The 18424-nt window shown below is 68.4% G+C and carries 15 protein-coding genes and 1 pseudogene; 5 read left to right on the top strand and 11 right to left on the bottom strand.

The features are described 5' to 3' along the window. Positions 1–34: 34 nt before the first annotated feature. Both RC2_RS17490 and RC2_RS17485 read right to left on the bottom strand, forming a co-directional pair. Positions 35–1267, bottom strand: a complete 1233-nt coding sequence (locus RC2_RS17490; RefSeq protein ID WP_072681703.1) for an MFS transporter — start codon at positions 1265–1267, stop codon at positions 35–37. Then, positions 1264–1950, bottom strand: coding sequence for a GNAT family N-acetyltransferase (locus RC2_RS17485; RefSeq protein ID WP_072681701.1), 687 nt, complete (start codon positions 1948–1950; stop codon positions 1264–1266). Before RC2_RS17485 ends, RC2_RS17490 begins: the two co-directional genes overlap by 4 nt. Before the next feature lie 232 nt (positions 1951–2182). Between RC2_RS17485 and RC2_RS17480 the strand changes: the two genes are divergently transcribed. After that, entirely contained in the window at positions 2183–4417 is a 2235-nt protein-coding gene (locus tag RC2_RS17480; RefSeq protein WP_072681699.1) for an NADP-dependent isocitrate dehydrogenase, read from the top strand. A 114-nt stretch (positions 4418–4531) separates the two neighbouring features. On the opposite strand, the gene RC2_RS17475 is transcribed toward RC2_RS17480, so the two are convergent. From RC2_RS17475 to RC2_RS17455, 5 genes are all read right to left on the bottom strand, one after another. Further along, positions 4532–5626: a hypothetical protein gene (locus tag RC2_RS17475; protein ID WP_072681698.1), complete on the bottom strand. Its 1095-nt coding sequence runs from the start codon at positions 5624–5626 to the stop codon at positions 4532–4534. A 120-nt stretch (positions 5627–5746) separates the two neighbouring features. Continuing rightward, positions 5747–6907 (bottom strand): serine hydrolase domain-containing protein, encoded by a 1161-nt coding sequence (locus RC2_RS17470; RefSeq protein ID WP_245811174.1) that lies wholly within the window; start codon positions 6905–6907, stop codon positions 5747–5749. Continuing rightward, positions 6900–7526, bottom strand: coding sequence for a TetR/AcrR family transcriptional regulator (locus RC2_RS17465; protein ID WP_072681696.1), 627 nt, complete (start codon positions 7524–7526; stop codon positions 6900–6902). The genes RC2_RS17470 and RC2_RS17465 overlap by 8 nt, the downstream gene beginning before the upstream one ends. Beyond that, positions 7523–9085: a class I adenylate-forming enzyme family protein gene (locus RC2_RS17460; RefSeq protein ID WP_068151173.1), complete on the bottom strand. Its 1563-nt coding sequence runs from the start codon at positions 9083–9085 to the stop codon at positions 7523–7525. The genes RC2_RS17465 and RC2_RS17460 overlap by 4 nt, the downstream gene beginning before the upstream one ends. Before the next feature lie 26 nt (positions 9086–9111). After that, on the bottom strand, positions 9112–9759 hold the full coding sequence (locus tag RC2_RS17455) for a nitroreductase family protein (RefSeq protein ID WP_068151176.1): 648 nt from the start codon (positions 9757–9759) through the stop codon (positions 9112–9114). Between the two features lie 174 nt (positions 9760–9933). On the opposite strand from RC2_RS17455, the gene RC2_RS17450 reads away from it, so the two are divergent. Next, positions 9934–11829: a flavin-containing monooxygenase gene (locus tag RC2_RS17450; protein WP_068151178.1), complete on the top strand. Its 1896-nt coding sequence runs from the start codon at positions 9934–9936 to the stop codon at positions 11827–11829. Positions 11830–11876: 47 nt separating this feature from the next. Here RC2_RS17450 and RC2_RS17445 read toward each other — a convergent pair whose 3' ends face one another. Continuing rightward, positions 11877–12437: a GNAT family N-acetyltransferase gene (locus tag RC2_RS17445; RefSeq protein ID WP_245811173.1), complete on the bottom strand. Its 561-nt coding sequence runs from the start codon at positions 12435–12437 to the stop codon at positions 11877–11879. Positions 12438–12459: 22 nt separating this feature from the next. Continuing rightward, positions 12460–14316 (bottom strand): helicase-related protein, encoded by a 1857-nt coding sequence (locus RC2_RS17440; RefSeq protein ID WP_245811172.1) that lies wholly within the window; start codon positions 14314–14316, stop codon positions 12460–12462. Positions 14317–14378: 62 nt separating this feature from the next. On the opposite strand from RC2_RS17440, the gene RC2_RS17435 reads away from it, so the two are divergent. The 3 genes and pseudogenes from RC2_RS17435 to RC2_RS19405 all read left to right on the top strand — a co-directional run bounded on the left by RC2_RS17435 (position 14379) and on the right by RC2_RS19405 (position 15815). Continuing rightward, entirely contained in the window at positions 14379–14912 is a 534-nt protein-coding gene (locus RC2_RS17435; protein WP_068151182.1) for a dihydrofolate reductase family protein, read from the top strand. Next, positions 14909–15253 (top strand): annotated as a pseudogene (locus tag RC2_RS19410) (alpha/beta fold hydrolase); the annotation flags it as partial. The gene RC2_RS17435 and the pseudogene RC2_RS19410, both read left to right, overlap by 4 nt. A gap of 241 nt (positions 15254–15494) precedes the next feature. Beyond that, positions 15495–15815: a hypothetical protein gene (locus RC2_RS19405; RefSeq protein ID WP_346243064.1), complete on the top strand. Its 321-nt coding sequence runs from the start codon at positions 15495–15497 to the stop codon at positions 15813–15815. Here the strand turns inward: RC2_RS19405 and RC2_RS17425 are convergent. Then, entirely contained in the window at positions 15799–17424 is a 1626-nt protein-coding gene (locus RC2_RS17425) for a long-chain fatty acid--CoA ligase (protein ID WP_068151187.1), read from the bottom strand. The two genes, RC2_RS19405 and RC2_RS17425, sit on opposite strands and share 17 nt — an antisense overlap. A gap of 30 nt (positions 17425–17454) precedes the next feature. Then, positions 17455–18372 carry a LysR family transcriptional regulator gene (locus tag RC2_RS17420; protein WP_068151189.1) on the bottom strand — a complete coding sequence of 306 codons (918 nt, stop codon included), beginning with the start codon at positions 18370–18372 and terminating at the stop codon, positions 17455–17457. Positions 18373–18424: the final 52 nt, after the last annotated feature.

The following is an 18424-nucleotide window of genomic DNA, read 5'->3' as shown; positions in this document are numbered from 1 at the left end:
GTGGGAGCGACACTGTGACACAGGGGTCCGACACTCACGGAGCACGAGCCGGTTCCCGGTGCAGCACGGCCGGCCCCCACCCCCGCCGCAAGCCGACCAGCAGCACCGCGCACCCCACCCCGGACAGCACCAACCCTGTCCCGAACATGACGGCGTAGCCGAAGAGCTCACCGATCACCCCGGCCGCCAGCCCGGCCGCCCCCTGCGAGAACACGACGGCGCAGGCCAGCAGGGTGTAGTCGGTGCCGGCGAAGGCACGCTCGGACGCGTCCATCATCAGCGCGAACAGCACCACCGTCGCGGCTCCGCCGAAGACGTGCTCACCGACGTTGGCGGTGACCACCATCGCGAACCCGCCCACCCCGAGCGCGGCGGCGACGTAGAAACCGAGGGCCAGGGTCTGGGTGATGCCCGCGACCAGCAGGGCACGCCGTCGTCCGAACCGCGTCGCGTACCACGCACCGAGCGCCGCGCCGACGAGTGCCGAAGCCGACGCCAGGCCGCCCTCCAGCAGAGCGATCTGCCCCAGCGACAGCCCGAGGTCCGACAGGAACGGGCCCACCAACGCCGAGCCCATCGAGTTCCCGAACTTGTACGCCACGATCAGCCCGACGAACACCACGACCCCCGGCCGTCGCAACCTCGCCCACCACGCCCCGGCCAGCCGCACGGCGGAGGAATCGACGGCCGGGGTGGCGTCGGCGGACTCGAGGGTTCGTCGTAACGCCAGCACGGGCACGGTGGACAGCAGAATCAGCACGGCCATGACGACGAACAGCGCCCGCCACCCGGCGAGCGAGAACAGCCAGAGCAGAACACCCCCGCCGACGATCATGCCGATCCGATACGCGCCCAGCTGAATTCCGTTGCCGACGCCGCGATCTCGCGCCGACAGCAACCGCACGGCCAGACCGTCGGTCACGACGTCCTGCGTCGCAGACAACAGGTTGATCACCGCGATGCCGACGAACAGCCACGCCAGACCGGACGACAGATCGAGCGACGCCAGCACCAGCGCCACGGCGGCGGCCCCGCATTGCAACGAGACCAGCCATCGCCGCCGCGTCCCGTAGCGGTCGACATACGGCGCCCAGAGAAACTTCAGCGCCCACGGCGCGAACAGCACCCCGGTCGCGCTGATGGTCACCAGTGAGTAGCCGGACTGCCGCAGCACCACCGGGAGCGCCTGGGTGAAGAAACCGAAGGGCAGACCCTGCGCGAAGTACAGCCCGGCGAGAAGGGCGAAGACGCCGCCGATGCGGGTCACTCATCGACTCCCGGCGTGCGGAAACCCCGGAACAGGACGTGCCGCCGCGTGACGAACCCGAGCCGCTCGTACACCCGCAAGGCCGCGGTGTTCGCTTCAGCGAGATGGAGGAAGGGCCGGTCTCCGCGGGCGAGGATGCGTCGGACGAGCTCGCCGACCAACGCCCCGGCCAACCCCTGCCCCCGCGCGGACGGGAGGGTGCAGACCGCACTGATCTCCGTCCACCCCGGCGGCTGCAGACGCTCGCCGGCCATGGCGACCAGCGTGCCGTCGTCGTCACGCACACCGAGGTACGTCCCCAGCTCCGGCGTTCGTGGCCAGAACGGGCCGGGCCTGGTGACGTCGATCAACGCCCGCATGGCCGGGTAGTCGGCCTCGCCGAGGTCGACGATCGGAACCGACGACGCCGCGGGCACGTCGCCCGCGAACACCAGTTGCAGACCGGCGAGCTCGAACGTCGGCTCCCAGTCCGCGGGCGGCGTCGCCTCGGAGGAGAAGAGGTCGGCCATCCGGCCGGGCCCGAGCAACTCCGCGAGGGCCGCCCAGTCGGTGCCGACGTCGGCGAAGGTGGCGACGTCGGCGTCGTACGTGACCGCGTCGCCGAGGCGACGGGCGAGGTGCGCGTGGCGGGTGCGAAGCGATTCGGCGACCGGATGGTCGAGGGATGTCTCGGGCGTGACCACGACGTCAGTATGGCCGGTGCGACGAGCCTTCCCGCCGGTCACGGTCGGTTACCGGCCAGTAGGAAATTCGCGTCGTCAGCGGGCGGCGTCGTCGCTGGTCAGGTATGTCGCGAGCCACATCGAACCGCTCCGACCGCAGTCGCCACAGCACGAACGAAGACGACTAAAGTTGTCATCGAACCCACAAGGAACAGACGACGTCGAACCGACGGAAAACGAGGCAAGTCCTGACATGAGCGACAAGCAGCCGACCATCATCTACACCCTGACCGACGAAGCGCCCATGCTCGCCACGCATGCGTTCCTTCCGGTCATCCGCACCTTCGCGGGTGCGGCCGGCATCAACGTCGAGCCCTCCGACATCTCGGTCGCGGCTCGCATCCTGGCCGAGTTCTCCGACCTGCTCCCCGAGGATCAGCGGGTTCCGGACAACTTGGCCGAGCTGGGTCGGCTGACGCAGAACCCGGACACCAACATCATCAAGCTCCCCAACATCTCCGCCTCCGTGCCGCAGCTGCGCGCCGCGATCAAGGAGCTGCAGGACAAGGGATACGACCTCCCCGAATTCCCCGGCAACCCGAAGACCGAGGACGAGGAGGAGATTCGCAAGCGCTACACCAAGTGTCTCGGTAGCGCCGTGAATCCTGTTCTGCGTGAGGGCAACTCGGACCGTCGTGCGCCGAAGGCCGTCAAGGAATACGCCCGCAAGCACCCGCACAGCATGGGTGAGTGGTCGCCGGCGTCGCGCACGCACGTCGCCCACATGCGCCACGGCGACTTCTACCACGGCGAGAAGTCGACGGTGGTCGAGGGCGATCGCAAGGTCAAGATGGAGCTGATCACCGACGACGGCGAGACCATGGTGCTCAAGCCCGAGGTCGAGCTGACGCACGGCGACGTCATCGACAGCATGTTCATGAGCAAGAAGGCGCTCATCGAGTTCTACGAAGCCGAGATGCAGGACGCCTACGAGACCGGCGTCATGTTCTCGCTGCACGTCAAGGCCACGATGATGCGCGTGTCGCACCCCATCGTCTTCGGTCACGCGGTGCGCGTGTTCTACAAGGACGCCTTCGCCAAGCACAACGACCTCTTCGAAGAGCTCGGCGTCAACGTCAACAACGGCCTGTCGGACCTGTACAGCAAGATCGAGTCGCTGCCCGCCACCAAGCGTGACGAGATCATCGAGGATCTGCACAAGTGCCACGAGACCCGGCCCGAGCTGGCCATGGTCGACTCGGCCCGCGGCATTTCCAACTTCCACTCGCCGTCCGACGTCATCGTCGACGCGTCGATGCCCGCCATGATTCGCGCCGGCGGCAAGATGTGGGGCGCAGACGGTCGGCCGAAGGACACCAAGGCCGTCAACCCCGAGTCGACGTTCTCCCGGATCTACCAGGAGATCATCAACTTCTGCAAGACCAACGGCCAGTTCGACCCGCGCACCATGGGTACCGTTCCGAACGTCGGTCTGATGGCGCAGAAGGCCGAGGAGTACGGCTCGCACGACAAGACCTTCGAGGTCCCCAAGGGCGGCACCGCCAACATCACCGACATCGAGACGGGCGAGGTGCTGCTCACCCAGACCGTCGAAGAGGGTGATATCTGGCGTCTCTGCATCGTCAAGGACGCGCCGATCCAGGACTGGGTCAAGTTGGCCGTCAACCGGGCTCGCGATTCCGGCATGCCCGTGCTGTTCTGGCTCGACCCGTACCGGCCGCACGAGAACGAGCTCATCAAGAAGGTCCGCACGTACCTGAAGGACCACGACACCGAGGGCCTGGACATCCAGATCATGTCGCAGGTGCGTGCCATGCGGTACACCCTCGAGCGCGTGATCCGCGGCCTGGACACGATTTCCGCGACCGGCAACATCCTGCGTGACTACCTCACCGACCTGTTCCCGATCCTCGAGCTGGGCACCTCCGCCAAGATGCTCTCCATCGTTCCGCTGATGGCGGGCGGCGGTCTGTACGAGACGGGCGCCGGCGGTTCCGCGCCGAAGCACGTCAAGCAGCTGCTCGAGGAGAACCACCTGCGCTGGGACTCGCTGGGCGAATTCCTCGCTCTCGCAGTCAGTCTCGAGGACCTGGGCAAGAAGACCGGCGGTAAGGCCAACGTCCTGGGCAAGGCCCTCGACGCTGCCACCGGCAAGCTGCTCGAGAACAACAAGGGACCCTCGCGCGCCGCGGGTGAGCTGGACAACCGCGGCAGCCAGTTCTACCTCTCCCTGTACTGGGCGCAGGAGCTGGCGAACCAGACCGAGGACACCGAGCTGGCCGAGTACTTCGCGCCGCTCGCGAAGTCGTTGGCGGACAACGAGGACGCGATCGTCAAGGAGATGAACGACGCCCAGGGCGAGCCCGTGGACATCGGCGGCTACTACTACCCCGATTGGGACCTGACTGCCAAGGTCATGCGCCCCAGCGAGACCTTCAACAAGGCGTTGGAGTCGGCAGGGAAGTAAACAGCTTCACGACGCGGCCCGTCCCCACCTCGGTGGGGGCGGGCCGTTGTCGTGGGTGGGGCGAATCGTGGAATCGGGACCCCGGAGAGCGGGTCCCAGATTCCACGATCAGGGTCACGTGAGTGCGACCGCCTCTCCCGCCGACGCCGGGGTGTCGAGACGAACGCGATCGAGCGCGTCGAGAAGGGCCGGCGCGTGGGAGTCCGGAACACACATCTGCCCGTTCACCGGGACGATCAGTCCGAGGTCGATCATGGTGGACAGTCGCACGGACAGCCACGCTCTCACATTCGTGCCGTCGGTGCCGTCACCCGTGGCGAACGCTTCGCCGTTGTACGCAGCGTCGCCGACCAAGGAACGAACGAGGACCATCCACAGCGCGTCGCAGGCTGCGTTCACCTCCTGCTTCTCCCGGGCGTCACGGAGGACGACCACCGGTCGCATGCATTCGACATAGGCCTCTACGAGACTGCGGCGCCCCCACTCCTCGCTCGGCTCTGCGAGCCAGTGATCGAACGCGTCGCCGGCTCGAAGCGCGCGGTCCTCGCGGCGGAGGACGCCAGCTCCCAGCGCGGTCTGGACCACGACGTAGTACTTCAGCGTCGACAGCAGTCCGCTGACGACGTCGTTCTCGTCGTCCTGCGCCGGGTAGATCGCATCGCGAACCTGCCTGCTCGCGCTGGGCTGTGCGAAGCGAGGGTCGGGGACGCTGCCGTTGTCCTCACACCAGGCCGCGACCCGTCGAACGTGCGACGTCAGGGTGGTCGGACCGAGGGGTGCCGAGCCCCGATGCGGGGCCGGTGCCGTCCGTGGCGGGACCAGCGGGTCGAAGTCGACCAACTCCGTCACCAGGACCTCTTGCTCGGGCGACATGCGTTCGGCAACAACGAATCGCGCGAACAAGGCGAGAGCATCGGCGGTGTCGTCGGGTGACCACGGTGTGTGCAGGCAGTCCTCGGCGTACAAGTCCGTGTCGAACAACTCCAACGGTAGGTCCGCCCCCGCGATGACGATGCGGCGATCGGCGCTGGATCGGTCGACTGCCATCGCCGTCGAATAGGCGGCCAACGGATCCGCGGTGCAGCCCGAGTGCAGCAACCACTCGGCGAATCGTTTCAGCACCGCGGGCCAGTACAGTGCCGGTCGTTGCTTCGGTCGGCCTGCCGCGGTGCGCTTCGCGGCCTTGGCCCGACGTCGACTCTTGCTCATAGGTTCCCCCCCGGATCGTGTGTGCGGAGAGTAGGGGAGGGGTACGACAGGAGCCGATCGTGGATTTTCAGCCCCGGAATGCGGGGTTCGGATTCCACGATCCCGGGTCGCATGCTGCGGTCATCGAGTCGTTGTCCTCGCCAGCGCCGCGTACGTCGCCCGGAGGTATTGCTCGGCCCGGTCGGACCCGATGATGCCGCTGCCCATCTTGTTCATCGCGTAGGAGAAGGTCAGGCGCGACTCGGGGTGCATCACGATCATCGACCCGCCCCAGCCTCCCCAGAAGCAGATGCGGCCGTCGGGGATGTACGGAACCGTCTCGGGGTGCGGCAGAGCGAAGCCCATGCCGAAGCGGAGGGGGATGCCGAGAACGAGGTCCATCCCGTCGGTCTGCTGCTCGAAGGCCAGGTCGACGGTGTCCGGACTCAGCAGGCGGACCCCGTTCACCTCCCCGCCTCGCGAGATCTCCGACAGCATCCGCGCGACGGACCGGGCGTTGCCGTGCCCGTTGAGCGCGCCCATGTCGGCGGCGCGCCACTCGTCCGTGTTGGCGGCATCCGGCGCCACGACCGGACCACCGAAGGTCCTGATACGGACCTTGTCGGGATCGGGGACGTCGACCCGCGGCGGGGGAGGTGGGGCGATCACGTCGGCTACGCGGCCACGATCCCCGGGGCGCAGGCCGATCTGGAAGTCCGCCCCGAGCGGGCCGGCGATCTCGTCGGCGACGAACTCCCGCAGGGGTTTTCCCGTGACACGCCGGATCAGCTCGGCGAGCAGATGCCCTTGCGAGGCAGCGTGGTAGCCGGACGTGGTGCGAGACTCCCACCACGGCGCCTGTGCGGCGAGCTTCGCGACGGCGGACTCGTGGTCGTACAGGTCCTGCACGGAGATCGGTCGGTCCCAGCCCGAGACACCCGACGAGTGCGACAGGATGTGCCGCACCTCGATCCGATCCTTGCCTGCCGCAGCGAATTCGGGCCAATATCGCGCGACCGGGGCATAGGGGTCGAGGAGGCCGCGGTCGATCACCATGAGGGTGGCCAACGCGGTGACCGTCTTCGTGGTGGACCAGACGTTGACGACGGTGTCCTCGGTCCACGGAATCGTGCGTTCGGCGTCGCGGTGCCCACCCCAGAGGTCAACCACCGTCTGGCCGTCGAGGTCGACCACGACCGACGCGCCGACCTCGGCGCCGGATGCGAGGTTCGCCCGCAGTGCGTCGGCGACGTCGTGAAACGCTGCGTCGCACCGGCCCTCGACCGACAAACCATCACTCACGCGGAACACCTCCCAGCAGTCGACGTACCGCGAGATCGACGTACGCATCGCTGACCTCGTCGATGCCGAGATCCCCGCCCTCGTGGTACCAGGCACTGATGCCGTTGAGCATGTCCACGAGCGCGAACGCGGCGATCCGGGCGTCGGGCACCCCGAACTCGCCCGTGCGCATGCCGGCAGCCACCACGTCGCGCACGCGCCGTTGATAGTGGCGTCGGTAGTCCTCGACGGCCGCGCGGTGCTCCGGTAGCAGCGACGCCAGTTCGTGCAACCCGACGACGTACTCGACGCGTCGTCGCGTCAGGTGGTGCAGGTGGGCGCGGACCAGGGCCGACAGACGCTCGGTGGGAGTGCCCGGCGCGTCGAGCAGCGGCAGATTCTCCTCGACGGGCTCGCGCGTGACGGTCAGGCAGATCGCGAAGAGGATCTCTTCCTTCGACGGAAAGTGGTGGTAGAGACTGGCTCCCCGAATCCCGACCGCATCCGCGATGTCGCGCATCCCGACGTTCGCATAGCCGTCCCGCGCGAAGATCGCTGCGGCCTGCGACGCAATGTCCTCCTTGCGCCGCAGGGTCCGCACCGCACGGGGGACGACGGCATCACCGTGGGGAGTACTCACGCCGGTTCCGGCGCCACCGCCAGCGCGCGGAGCTCGCGCTTGAGAATCTTGCCCTGCGCGTCGACGGGCAGTTCCGTGACCACGTGCACCGACTTCGGCGCCTTGTACGACGCCAGCTCGGCCCGGCAGAACTCGATGACGGCGTCGGGGTCCGGGTGCACGCCGTCGGCCGCGATGACGAAGGCGGTGACGGCCTCGGACCAGTACGGATCGGGCATGCCGACGACGGCCGCGCGGGCGATGTCGGGGTGGCTGTGCAGCACCCGCTCCACCTCCTGGCTCGACACGTTCATTCCGCCGGACTTGATCATGTCCTTCTTGCGATCGTAGAAGAAGAGGTTGCCGTCCGCGTCGCGGCGCACCATGTCGCCGGTGTGGACCCAGCCGTCGCGGAACACGTCCGCCGTCCGCTCGTCGTCCTTGAAGTAGCCGAGCATCACCGATGGTGTGCGGCAAAGCAGTTCGCCGGTCTCGGCGTCGTTGCCGTCGGCGTCGACCACGCGCACCTCGAGGTGGGTGACGGGCTTGCCGATCCAGGACGGGTCCGCGTCCGGGATGTCGTCGAGCGTGGTGAACCAGCCGACCGAGCCGAGCTGGGACAGCTCCGACTGTCCCCAGTACGTACCCCAGATCGCCTCGGGCGCAGCGTCCGCCCAGGCGGAAATGGTGTGCGGGGAGACCTGACCGCCGTAGGTCAGGCAACGACGCACCTGGCCGACGGCGCCGGGACCGAACGTGGCCTCCCGCGCGAGCGCGAAGTAGAAGGTGGGCGTCTGCGCGATGACGGAGACCTTCTCGTCGGCGATGATCTGCAGCGATCGGGCCGGGTCCACGCTGGACGGGAGCACCAGGGTGGCGCCCATGAGCGTCAGCGTGGTCATCGATCCGAGGCCGGCGATGGTGTGGAAGGGCATGACGAACAGCCAGGTGTCCTCGGGGCCGGTGCGCAGGCCCCAACTCCACGCCGGCGCCGTCGAGATCAGGAAGTTGCGATGCGGGATCATCACGCCCTTCGGCGCCGCCTCGGTGCCGGAGGTGTAGACCATCATCGCGATGTCGTTCTCGTCCATCTCGACGACGGGCTCGGTGTCGGATGCGTCCGCCATGGCCGTCGCGCAGTCGCCGCCGTAGGTGAGCAGCGTGGTGCCGTCGGGCAGGACGCGTCGTACCGTGTCGGCGAACTCGGGTCCGGCCACCACGACGGTGGGCTCGGCATGCTCGAGCTGGTGGCGGACCTCGGCGTCGCGATACAGGACGTTGATGCCGGTGAAGGCGGCCCCGACCTTGAGAGTGCCGTAGTAGGCGATCACGACGTCGATGCTGTTGCGCGCCATGGATGCGACGCGGTCACCGGGCGAGACGCCGAGCCCGAGCAGGACGTTCGCGAAGCGGTTCGCAGCACTGTCCAGCTGACCGTAGGTGGTGACGACCCTGGTGCCGTCCGCGTCGTAGCTGATGAACGCGGTCTTGGTCGGCTGCGTCCGAGCGTGACGACGAAGTTGGTCACCGATCGTGGCGCGGCCGGTGAGGGAGCGGTGCTGAGGGGCGAGTCCGGGCACGAGAGTCCTTGTCGGGTAGCGGGGGATCAGACGGTGGCGGCGAACATCGGGCGGTCGAACGATTCGAGCGACACGATGTCCTCGACGGGGCTGCGCGTCAGCTTGGTGGGGAACGCGCGCTCCGGGTAGCCGACGGCGATGTGGGCGGCCGTGATGTAGTCGTCGGGGATGGAGAGCATCTCGCGCACGGCCGGCTCCTCGTGGCACAGCAGCGTGGTCACCGCGGTGGCGACGCCCTGGTCGCGGAGGGCCAGGCAGAGGTTCTGCATGGTGGGGTAGATGGAGGCGCCGCCGACGACCGACAGTCGGCCGAGTTCGTGGTCGGTGGGGTGCAGACCGTCGAGTGCGGCACATACGACGATGATCGCGGGGACCTCTGCGAGGTGGCGTGCGAAGTAGTCGGCGTCCTGCACCGTCTTGGGCAGCGCGCCCACGGACACCGTGCCGCCGGTGATGCCCTGGAAGTAGGCGTCCCACATCGGCAGGTAGAGGTCCTGGAGCGCCTGCTTGCGCTCCGCGTCGCGGACGACGATCCAGCGGACGGGCTGGCGGTTGCCGCCCTGGGGGCCGAACCGTGCGTGGTCGAAGGCGGTGCGCAGGACCTCGTCCGGGACGGGATCCTTCGTGTATCGCCGACACGTCCCCGTGGTTCGCATCGCCTCGGTGAGTTCCATCGCTGTCCCCTTGCCTGTCCGCCGTTAGGTTGCGTTGGCAGCATGCTGTGGCGTGGGACACATTGTCAAGGGTCGTTCGAGCAGCGAAGCGAATCGTCGCCGGACTCTTGCCCGCGAATGCCTAACTGTGGTTAGTTTCGATGAGGTCCCGCCCGGACCGACGAGGGAGGCACCATGTCGACACCCACGGTCACCGTCGACCGCGAGCGACTCACGCGTGCGGTCGAGTCGGCGAACATGCCCACGCTCGTCGCCGTGCTGCATCAGCTCACCGGCGACCGCACCTGGCTCACCGATCCCCATCGGCCCACCCGCAGCCGCGGTATGGACGACAACGACAGTGGCGGCTTCGCCCCCGACGTGGCCGAGCGCATACGCGGCGCGGCGGTCGACGCCATCGACGCGTGGGTGCACGGCCGACCCGTCGCGATTCCCGCCCCGTCCGGCGAGCAGCTCATCGAGATGATCAGCGCTGCGGTCGGCGAGCCCGTCCCGCCCGAGTTCGCCGAGATGATCGCCGAGGACATGGGTTTCGCGGTGCCGGCTCCGCGCGAGGTCCCACCGTCGCACCTGTCGGTGATCGTCATCGGTGCCGGCGTCTCGGGCATGCTGGCCTCGATCCGCCTGAGCGAAGCCGGGATCGAGCACGTCGTCCTGGAGAAGAACTCGGACGTCGGCGGGGGCTGGTTCGAGAACATCTACCCGGGCGCGGGCGTCGACACCCCGAGTCACCTGTACTCGTACTCGTTCGCACCGCGGGCGTGGACGTCGCACTTCGGCAAGCGCGACGAGGTGTGGCAGTACCTCGCGGACGTCGCCGACGAGCACGATCTGCGGTCGAGGATCAGATTCGACACCGAGGTGTCGTCCGCCGAGTACGACGCCGACCGCCAGGGGTGGACCGTGCGGACGGCGGCGGGCGAGGTGCTGACGGCCGACGTCGTCATCACGGCCACCGGTCAGCTCAATCGACCCAAGGTCCCGCCCATTCCGGGCCTCGCGGACTTCGCCGGCCCGATCTTCCACACCGCGCAGTGGCCTGCCGACCTCGACCTGACCGGCAAGCGTGTCGCCATCGTCGGCAGTGGCGCGAGCGCGATGCAGGTACTTCCTGCCATCGCGTCGACGGTCGCGCACGCGACCGTGTTCCAGCGCTCGCCCCAGTGGGTGGCGCCGAGTGACGTGTACTTCGAACCGATCGTCGACGACGTCAATTACCTCATGGATCTCGTTCCGCTGTACCGACTCTGGTACCGCGCTCGGTTGGCGTGGAACTTCAACGACCGCGTGCACCCGTCCTTGCAGAAGGACCCGGAGTGGGACAACCCCGCCGTGTCGATCAACGCGATGAACGACGCCCATCGGCGCGTGTTCACGCGGTACCTCGAGAAGGAACTCGAGGGTCGACCGGACCTGATCGAGAAGGCGCTGCCCGACTACCCGCCCTTCGGCAAGCGGATGTTGCTCGACAACGGGTGGTACGCAGCGCTCCGGCGGGACAACGTCACTCTCGTCCCCGAAGCCGTGGCATCCATCGACGCGCATCACGTGCGGGGAGCGCACGGCACGGTCGCCGAGGTGGACGTCGTGATCCTCGCAACCGGCTTCGAGACTCACAAACTGTTGACGCCCATCGACGTTCGCGGCCGGTCGGGTCGCTCGATCCGGGAGGCGTGGGGCGAGGAGGACGCGCACGCGTACCTCGGGGTGACCGTGCCCGACTACCCCAACCTGTTCATCACCTGCGGGCCGGGAACCGTGCTGGGACACGGCGGGAGCTACATCACCATCGCGGAGTGCCAGGTGCGCTACATCCTCGACGTGCTGGCCACCATGGCCGAGCGCGACCTGGGCGCCGTCGAGGTCAAGGCCGACGTGGAACAGGACTACGTCCAGCGTCACGACGACGCCCACGCCCGCATGATCTGGACGCACGAGGGCATGGACAACTGGTACCGGAACGACGCGGGCCGCGTGGTCTCGACTCTGCCCTGGCGCATCGTCGACTACTGGCAGATGACGCGGAGCGCCGAACTGGACGACTTCGTGGTGGAGCCCCGGCGGGGGTAGCGGAATTCTTGCTCCGGTTGCGTCGGCTGCGGGCGGGATCCCGCGCGTCAGGGGTGCAGCGGGAGCACGGGGCCCGGGTCTCGGTCGCTCCGGAGCATCGCGTAGACCGCCGTGTCCGTCCACTCGCCTTTGCTCCACCAGTCCTGGCGGAAGTACGCCTCGCGCTGCATGCCCACACGCTCGGCCAACCTCGCCGACGACGTGTTGCGGCCGTCCATGCGTGCGGTGACTCGGTGGACGACGTCGTGGTCGAAGACGTGGTCGAGGAGCGCCCGCACGGCCTCCGTGGCCAGGCCGCGCCCGCCGACCTCGGGGGAGAAGGTCCAGCCCAGCTCGACCAACGCGGGGGAATCGTCGACGGTCCACGCATCGACGTTGCCGACGACCCGGCCGTCGTGCTCCGCGACCAGGGCCACCGCACCGTCGGTCAGAGCTGTTCGCGCGGAACGCTTCTCGACGGTGGCCATCGCATCGGTCCGGTTCATCGGCTCGTGCAGAAGGTACCGGCAGACCTCGGGCCGGCTGTAGTACGCGAGCACGTCGTCGACGTCGGTCATCGCATACGGCCGCAGGGTCAGGCGCTCGGTGTGCAGGACGGTCGGAGCCACTCCGCGAGGGTATCCCGACGCGTCAGCCGACCCGCGCGGCCAGGAACGCCTCCGGATCGATGAGGTCCGCCTGGCCGACGATGGACCCCAGATCGGCGATGCGCTCGACTCCCGTCAGCACCATCTCCTCCTCGACCGTGCCTTCGGCGTAGCCGTAGTAGCAGGTCGAGGACGTGGGGTTGTGGTCCTGGTCGATGCGGTTGGCCCGTCCCTCGATCTGCCGGATCTCGATGGGCGTCCACCGCGGGTCGTGGATCAGGGTGATGCGGGGTGCGAGGGTCGACGACGTCCCCTCGGGGAGCAGCAACTCGTTGGTGTGCAGGTTGATCGCGCTCGTGGTGGTCGAGACGATCACCGGAGCCGCGCCCGTCTGGAATCGCCGGATCGCGACTTCCTGCTCCGCACTGCTCATGCTGCCGTCGACCACGGCGACCTCGAGTCCGCCGTCGCGGAGGTCGTCGGCCAGCGCGGCGACCGACTCGCGATAGAACATCGACACGAACACCTGATTGCCGGCCTTCACCCAGGCTCGCACCTGATCGGCGGACGCCGGAATCCGTAGATACGAACACTTCTGACGGAACCGGAGCGTCGCCGCGCGCACGCTCGGGTTCTTCTGCAGCACCCGCCGACCACCCGACGTCGTCCACACGGGGAGGCCGACCTCCTTGCGGTAGTCCACCCACGCAGTGTTGTAGAGCCGCTTCTGGGCTGCCGTGAGCTCCTGGCCGAGCGGTTCCCGCGGCGTGGGTGGCGACGGACGCGAGATCGACCACGGCACAGCGCCTTCCGAGAGCCACCGATGCACGGCGTCGATGTCGCGGGCTCGCTGCGCGGCGTCGTCGGGATCCCAGCGCCACGTCGTCAACCCGGTCGACGCCTTTCCGGCCTTGACCGCGAACCCCGACTCCTCCAGGAAATGCGCCCATCGAACGGTGAGGGCGTACCCGAGCGCGCCGTCGTCCCCCACGATGTCGACTCCGCGTGCCCGTTCGATCGCGCGCGCCATGTAGGCGAAGTGGAGTGGCTGATAACCGGGCGTGGCCGACATCCACACGACGGCGCTCGCCGCTTCCTGATAGCGCCAGACGATCTGCGACTGTTGCGATTCGATGTTCATCAGCGCATGCGCTTCGTCCGCGATCACCACGTCGATGTCGAAGCGCAGGTCACCGAGCGCGATGGTCCGCTTGTTCTGCGTCCGTTTGCGTTTGCCCAGATCGGTGTCCGCCGGCACGGACAGCAGCTTCTTGGTCGACTGGTAGGTCACCAGCAGCCACCGCTTGCGCTCGGCGGGGTCGAGATCGGCCTCGCTGTCGGCGATGGTGCGTCGCCAGCCCGGCAGCGCGCCTTTGGGTGCGACCACCAGGACGGTGGCGACGTCGGGCATCCGCCGCACCGCCTCGCACACCGACAGGGTCTTGCCCAGACCCGTGGAATCCATTTGTGCGAAGTACGGGACGCCGCTCTCGATCGCCGTCAGCTGGCGGCGCACCGACTCGAGTTGCGTCTCCCTCGGGGTCATGGAGCGGGCGCCGATGATGACTCCCTCGTCGGAGGACTCATTCGCGTCGTCCTCGAGCCACCGCTGCAGGCTGTACGGCGACGACTCGTACGGCTGCAGGAACTCGGGGAGTTCGGTGCCGTAGTAGGCGAACACTCCCGGCCCGGCCTGCCACCGAGCACCGGCCGCGCCCGCCGCGGAGCGGTCCTCGAACGGCACGTCGAGCACCCACACGCGCTCGCCGGGAGCAGGAGTGCGGAGGTCCGGGTCAGCCGACTTGCGAGTTGCCGTGCGGCGCGGCTTCCGGGCGGGTGCGGTGCGGCGGCTGCCGGCGCGGACGGTGCGGGCGGTGGTGGTGGGTTTGCGAGGAGGCATCGCGAGCAGTCTGACCGATGGAACCGACAATCTGCCCCCCCACCCGGCAGTAGCCTCGTCCGATGCGCCCCCTCCGCTACTCCATCAACGTCTCGATCGACGGGTGTTGCGACCACACGGCCATCCCGGCCGACGAGGAACTGCACCAGGTCGCTGCGGACAACTTTGCGCGCTCGGACGCTCTGCTGTTCGGTCGGGTGATCTACCGGATGATGGAGGAGGCGTTCCGCGGGCCGTCCGACCCCGACGACCCCTTCGCCCGGGCTATCGACGCCGCCCACAAACACGTGGTCTCGTCCACTCTGTCGAGCGTCGACTGGAACGCCGAGCTGGTCCGCGGAGATCTGCGGACAGCGGTGGAGGAATTGAAAGCGCAGCCGGGCACGGGTATTGCGACGGGCGGCGTCACCCTGCCGCGGGCGCTGGCCGAGATGGGCCTCATCGACGAGTACGAGTTCATCGTGCACCAGAGGATCGTGGGCCACGGGCCGTCGGTGTTCGCGGGCATGGCGCAGGCGGTCGACCTCGAGTTGGTCGACCGTCGCGACCTGCGGTCCGGGGCCGTCGTGCTGCAGTACCGCCCGGCCGGGCGATGAGTTTCGCTCCCACATCGGGTCGATACGGCATGACCACCAGCACCCTCGCCGTCGACGGCGCCACCCTCACCTACGACGTCCACGGCGAGCCGTCGTCGGGAACGCCCCTCGTTCTCGTCGCGTCACCGATGGATGCGGCCGGTTTCGGGTCGCTGCAATCCAGGATCACGGACCGCCCCGTCGTCACCTACGACCCGCGCAATGCCGGGCGGAGCCGGCGCGACGAGCCCACCGCGGCCGTGACGCCGGAGCAACATGCGGACGATCTCCACGCGCTGATCGTCGCTCTCGGTGCCGGTCCGGTCGACGTGTTCGCCTCCAGCGGTGGCGCCGTCAACGCCCTCGCGTGCGTCGAGCGTCATCCCGACGCGATGCGCACGCTCGTCGCTCACGAACCACCCGCCGACGGCGCTCTCCCGGACGGGGCCGCCATCTCCGCCGTGTGCGCCGACATCGTGGCCACCTACGACGCGTCCGGAATGGGCTGGGCCATGGCAAAATTCATCGGCATCGCCATGCATCGCGGGGGAGGTCGACGACGTCTACCTCGCGCAGCCCGCACCCGACCCCGCACAGTTCGGGATGCCGACCGACGACACCGGGGACCGCACCGATCCGCTCATGTCCAACCTGCGCGGACTCGGATGCGACTACGCGCCGGACGTCCCACGTCTCGAGCAGGCGTCGACACGCATCGTGCTCGCCGTGGGGGAGGAGTCGGGCGGGCCCGACGACGGCGAATTGGCCGGTCGCGCAGCCCATGCCGTCGCCGCCGCGCTGGGGCAGGACCCCGTTGTCTTCCCCGGAGGCCACAACGGCTTCCTGGGCGGCGAGTACGGCCAGATGGGCAAGCCCGACGAGTTCGCCGCCACTCTGCGCGAGGTGCTCAGCTCAGCTGAATGACGTCGAGCTTCCCCTCGGCATGCGATCCCCGCAGCCGCTTCTTGTCGTACTTGCCCACGCTGGTCTTGGGCACCTCGTCGATGAACGTCCACCGCTCGGGCAGTTGCCAGTGGGCGACGCGCCCGTCGAGGAACTCCCGCAGTTCCTCCGGCGTGACCGACTGGCCGTCCTTCACCACGACGGCGACCAGCGGCCGCTCGTCCCACTTCGGATCCGGCACGCCGATGACGGCGGCCTCCAGCACGGCCGGGTGCTCGACGACGTGGTTCTCGAGCTCGACCGACGAGATCCACTCCCCGCCGGACTTGATGATGTCCTTGGATCGGTCGGTGAGGGTGAGGTAGCCCTCCGGGGAGATGGTGCCGACGTCGCCGGTGCGCAGCCAGCCGTCGTCGAATTTGTCGGAACCGTCCGCGCGGTAATAGCTTCCGGTGATCCACGGACCGCGCACCTCGAGCTCGCCGACCTGCTGACCGTCCCAGGGCAGGACGGTGCCGGCGTCGTCGACCAGCCGTGCCCGCACCCCGGCGACGAAGCGCCCCTGGGTGCAGCGACGGTCGAACTCGTCCTCGGGTGACAGACCGGCGTCGGGACGGCCGGACGTGCCCAGCGGCGACGTCTCCGTCATGCCCCATGCCTGGGAGATCGGCACGCCGTACTTCTCGCGGAACGCGCGAATCAGGCTGGGCGGGCACGCACTTCCACCGACCAGCACCTCGCGCAGGCTCGACAGATCGACGGGGTGCTCCTCGAGATGCACGAGGAGGGCCTGCCAGACGGTCGGCACCGCGGCGGTCGCGGTGGGGCGCAGCGTCGACAGCATCTCGGCCAGCGGCGCGGGTTGGAGGAACCGGTCCGGCATGATGAGCGACGCCCCGACCATCAGCGCGGCGTAGGGCAGGCCCCACGACATCGCGTGGAACATGGGCACGATCGCGAGCACGGAGTCCTGCTGCGACAGTGCCATCGCGTCGGTCATGCACGCCTGCATCGAGTGCAGCCAGATCGACCGGTGCGAGTAGACGACGCCCTTCGGGTCGCCGGTGGTGCCGGAGGTGTAACACATTGCCGCGGCGTCGGTCTCGTCGAGTTCGGGCCAGTCGAACGTCTCGGGGCGGCCGGTCAGCAGGTCGTCGTACCCGTGCACGGTGATGGAGTCCGGCGCGTCCACTGAGCTCGGATCCGCCCCGACCACCACGAGGTGCCGCACCGTCGACATGGTCGGCAGCAACGGGACGAGCAGGGGAAGCAGGCTGCCGTCCGCGATGATCACGTGATCCTCGGCGTGCTCGACGATGTAGGTCAGCTGCTCGGGGAACAGACGGATGTTGAGGGTGTGCAGCACGGCGCCCATCGCGGGCACCGCCATGTACGCCTCCATGTGGGCCGCGTTGTTCCACATGAAGGTGCCGACGCGCTGATCCCCGTCGACACCGAGTGAGCGCAGTCCGTGCGCCAGTTGCGCGGCGCGGCGCCCGAGATCGGCGAACGTCACGGTGGTCGGGCCCGTCTCGGACCAGGTGGTCACCGTCGCCGTCGCATGGATCGACGTTCCGAACCGCACGAGCTGTCCGATCGACAGCGGGGTGTCCTGCATCGTGCTCTTCATGGCGCTCCTCGGGTCGGCGAGTGGTCCCGATCACATAGTGCCTTCTGGCGTCTCCGTCGGTGAGGGAACCGTAGTGAGGAGAGCCAGGAACGCTCGGGAGCTCGCGCTCGGCCTGCGCCCCGGCAGAGTGACGACGGCGATCTCCCGTGACACCGACGGAACGAGGGGCCGATGCACGAGGCCCGCGAACGACATCATCGGCACGACCAGCTCGGGAACTGCCGTGATACCGAGCCCGGCCGCGACCAGGCCGGCAACCGCGCCGACGTTGTGGGCCTGGACCGTCGGACCGAGCGTGACGCCGACGCGCTCGAGCGTGGTCGTCACGTACGTCGAGATGCTGGACTCCGGTCCGAACGCGATGAAGGGTTGCCCGCTCAGGTCCGACCACTCGACCGTGTCCTGCTGGGCAAGCCGGTGATTCGGCGGTACGGCGCAGACGAAGCTGTCGGACCCGATCCGCGTCCGGTCGAGGTCGGTCGCTCCGCCCGCGGCCGCCACGATGGCGAAGTCCACGGCACCGTGGCGCACCGCGTTCAGCACGTCGTCACGGAGGCCGTCTCGGATGTCGACGGCGACATCGGGATACGCCGCGCGGAATCGCACGATGAACGGCGGCAGAAAGGTCGCCGCGATCGACGGTAAACAGGCGACGGTCACCGTCCCGCGCTCACCGGACACGAATCGGCCGATCTCGGCGAGTCCGTCGTCGAATTCGAGCAGGATCCGATGCGCTCGAGCGGCGACCTCGCGCCCGTCGCCGGTGACGCGGACGCTGCGGGTGGTGCGTTCGAACAGACGCGTTCCGAGTCGACGCTCGGCCTCGGCGATGGCCCGACTCAGATTCGGCTGCGAGATCTGCAGCGCGGTGGCTGCCGTCGTGAAGCTCTCGTGGTCGGCCAGGGCCACCACGGCCCTCAGGTGCGTGATGCCGAGATTGATGCCCATGACGCATGAATCTATGCGTGGTTGACGTTGGACGTGCAGAAGTGACTCAGGC

Source organism: Rhodococcoides corynebacterioides NBRC 14404 (assembly GCF_001894765.1).
In the GTDB taxonomy this organism is placed as follows: domain Bacteria; phylum Actinomycetota; class Actinomycetes; order Mycobacteriales; family Mycobacteriaceae; genus Rhodococcoides; species Rhodococcoides corynebacterioides.
This window is presented reverse-complemented; position numbering and strand designations above follow the sequence as displayed.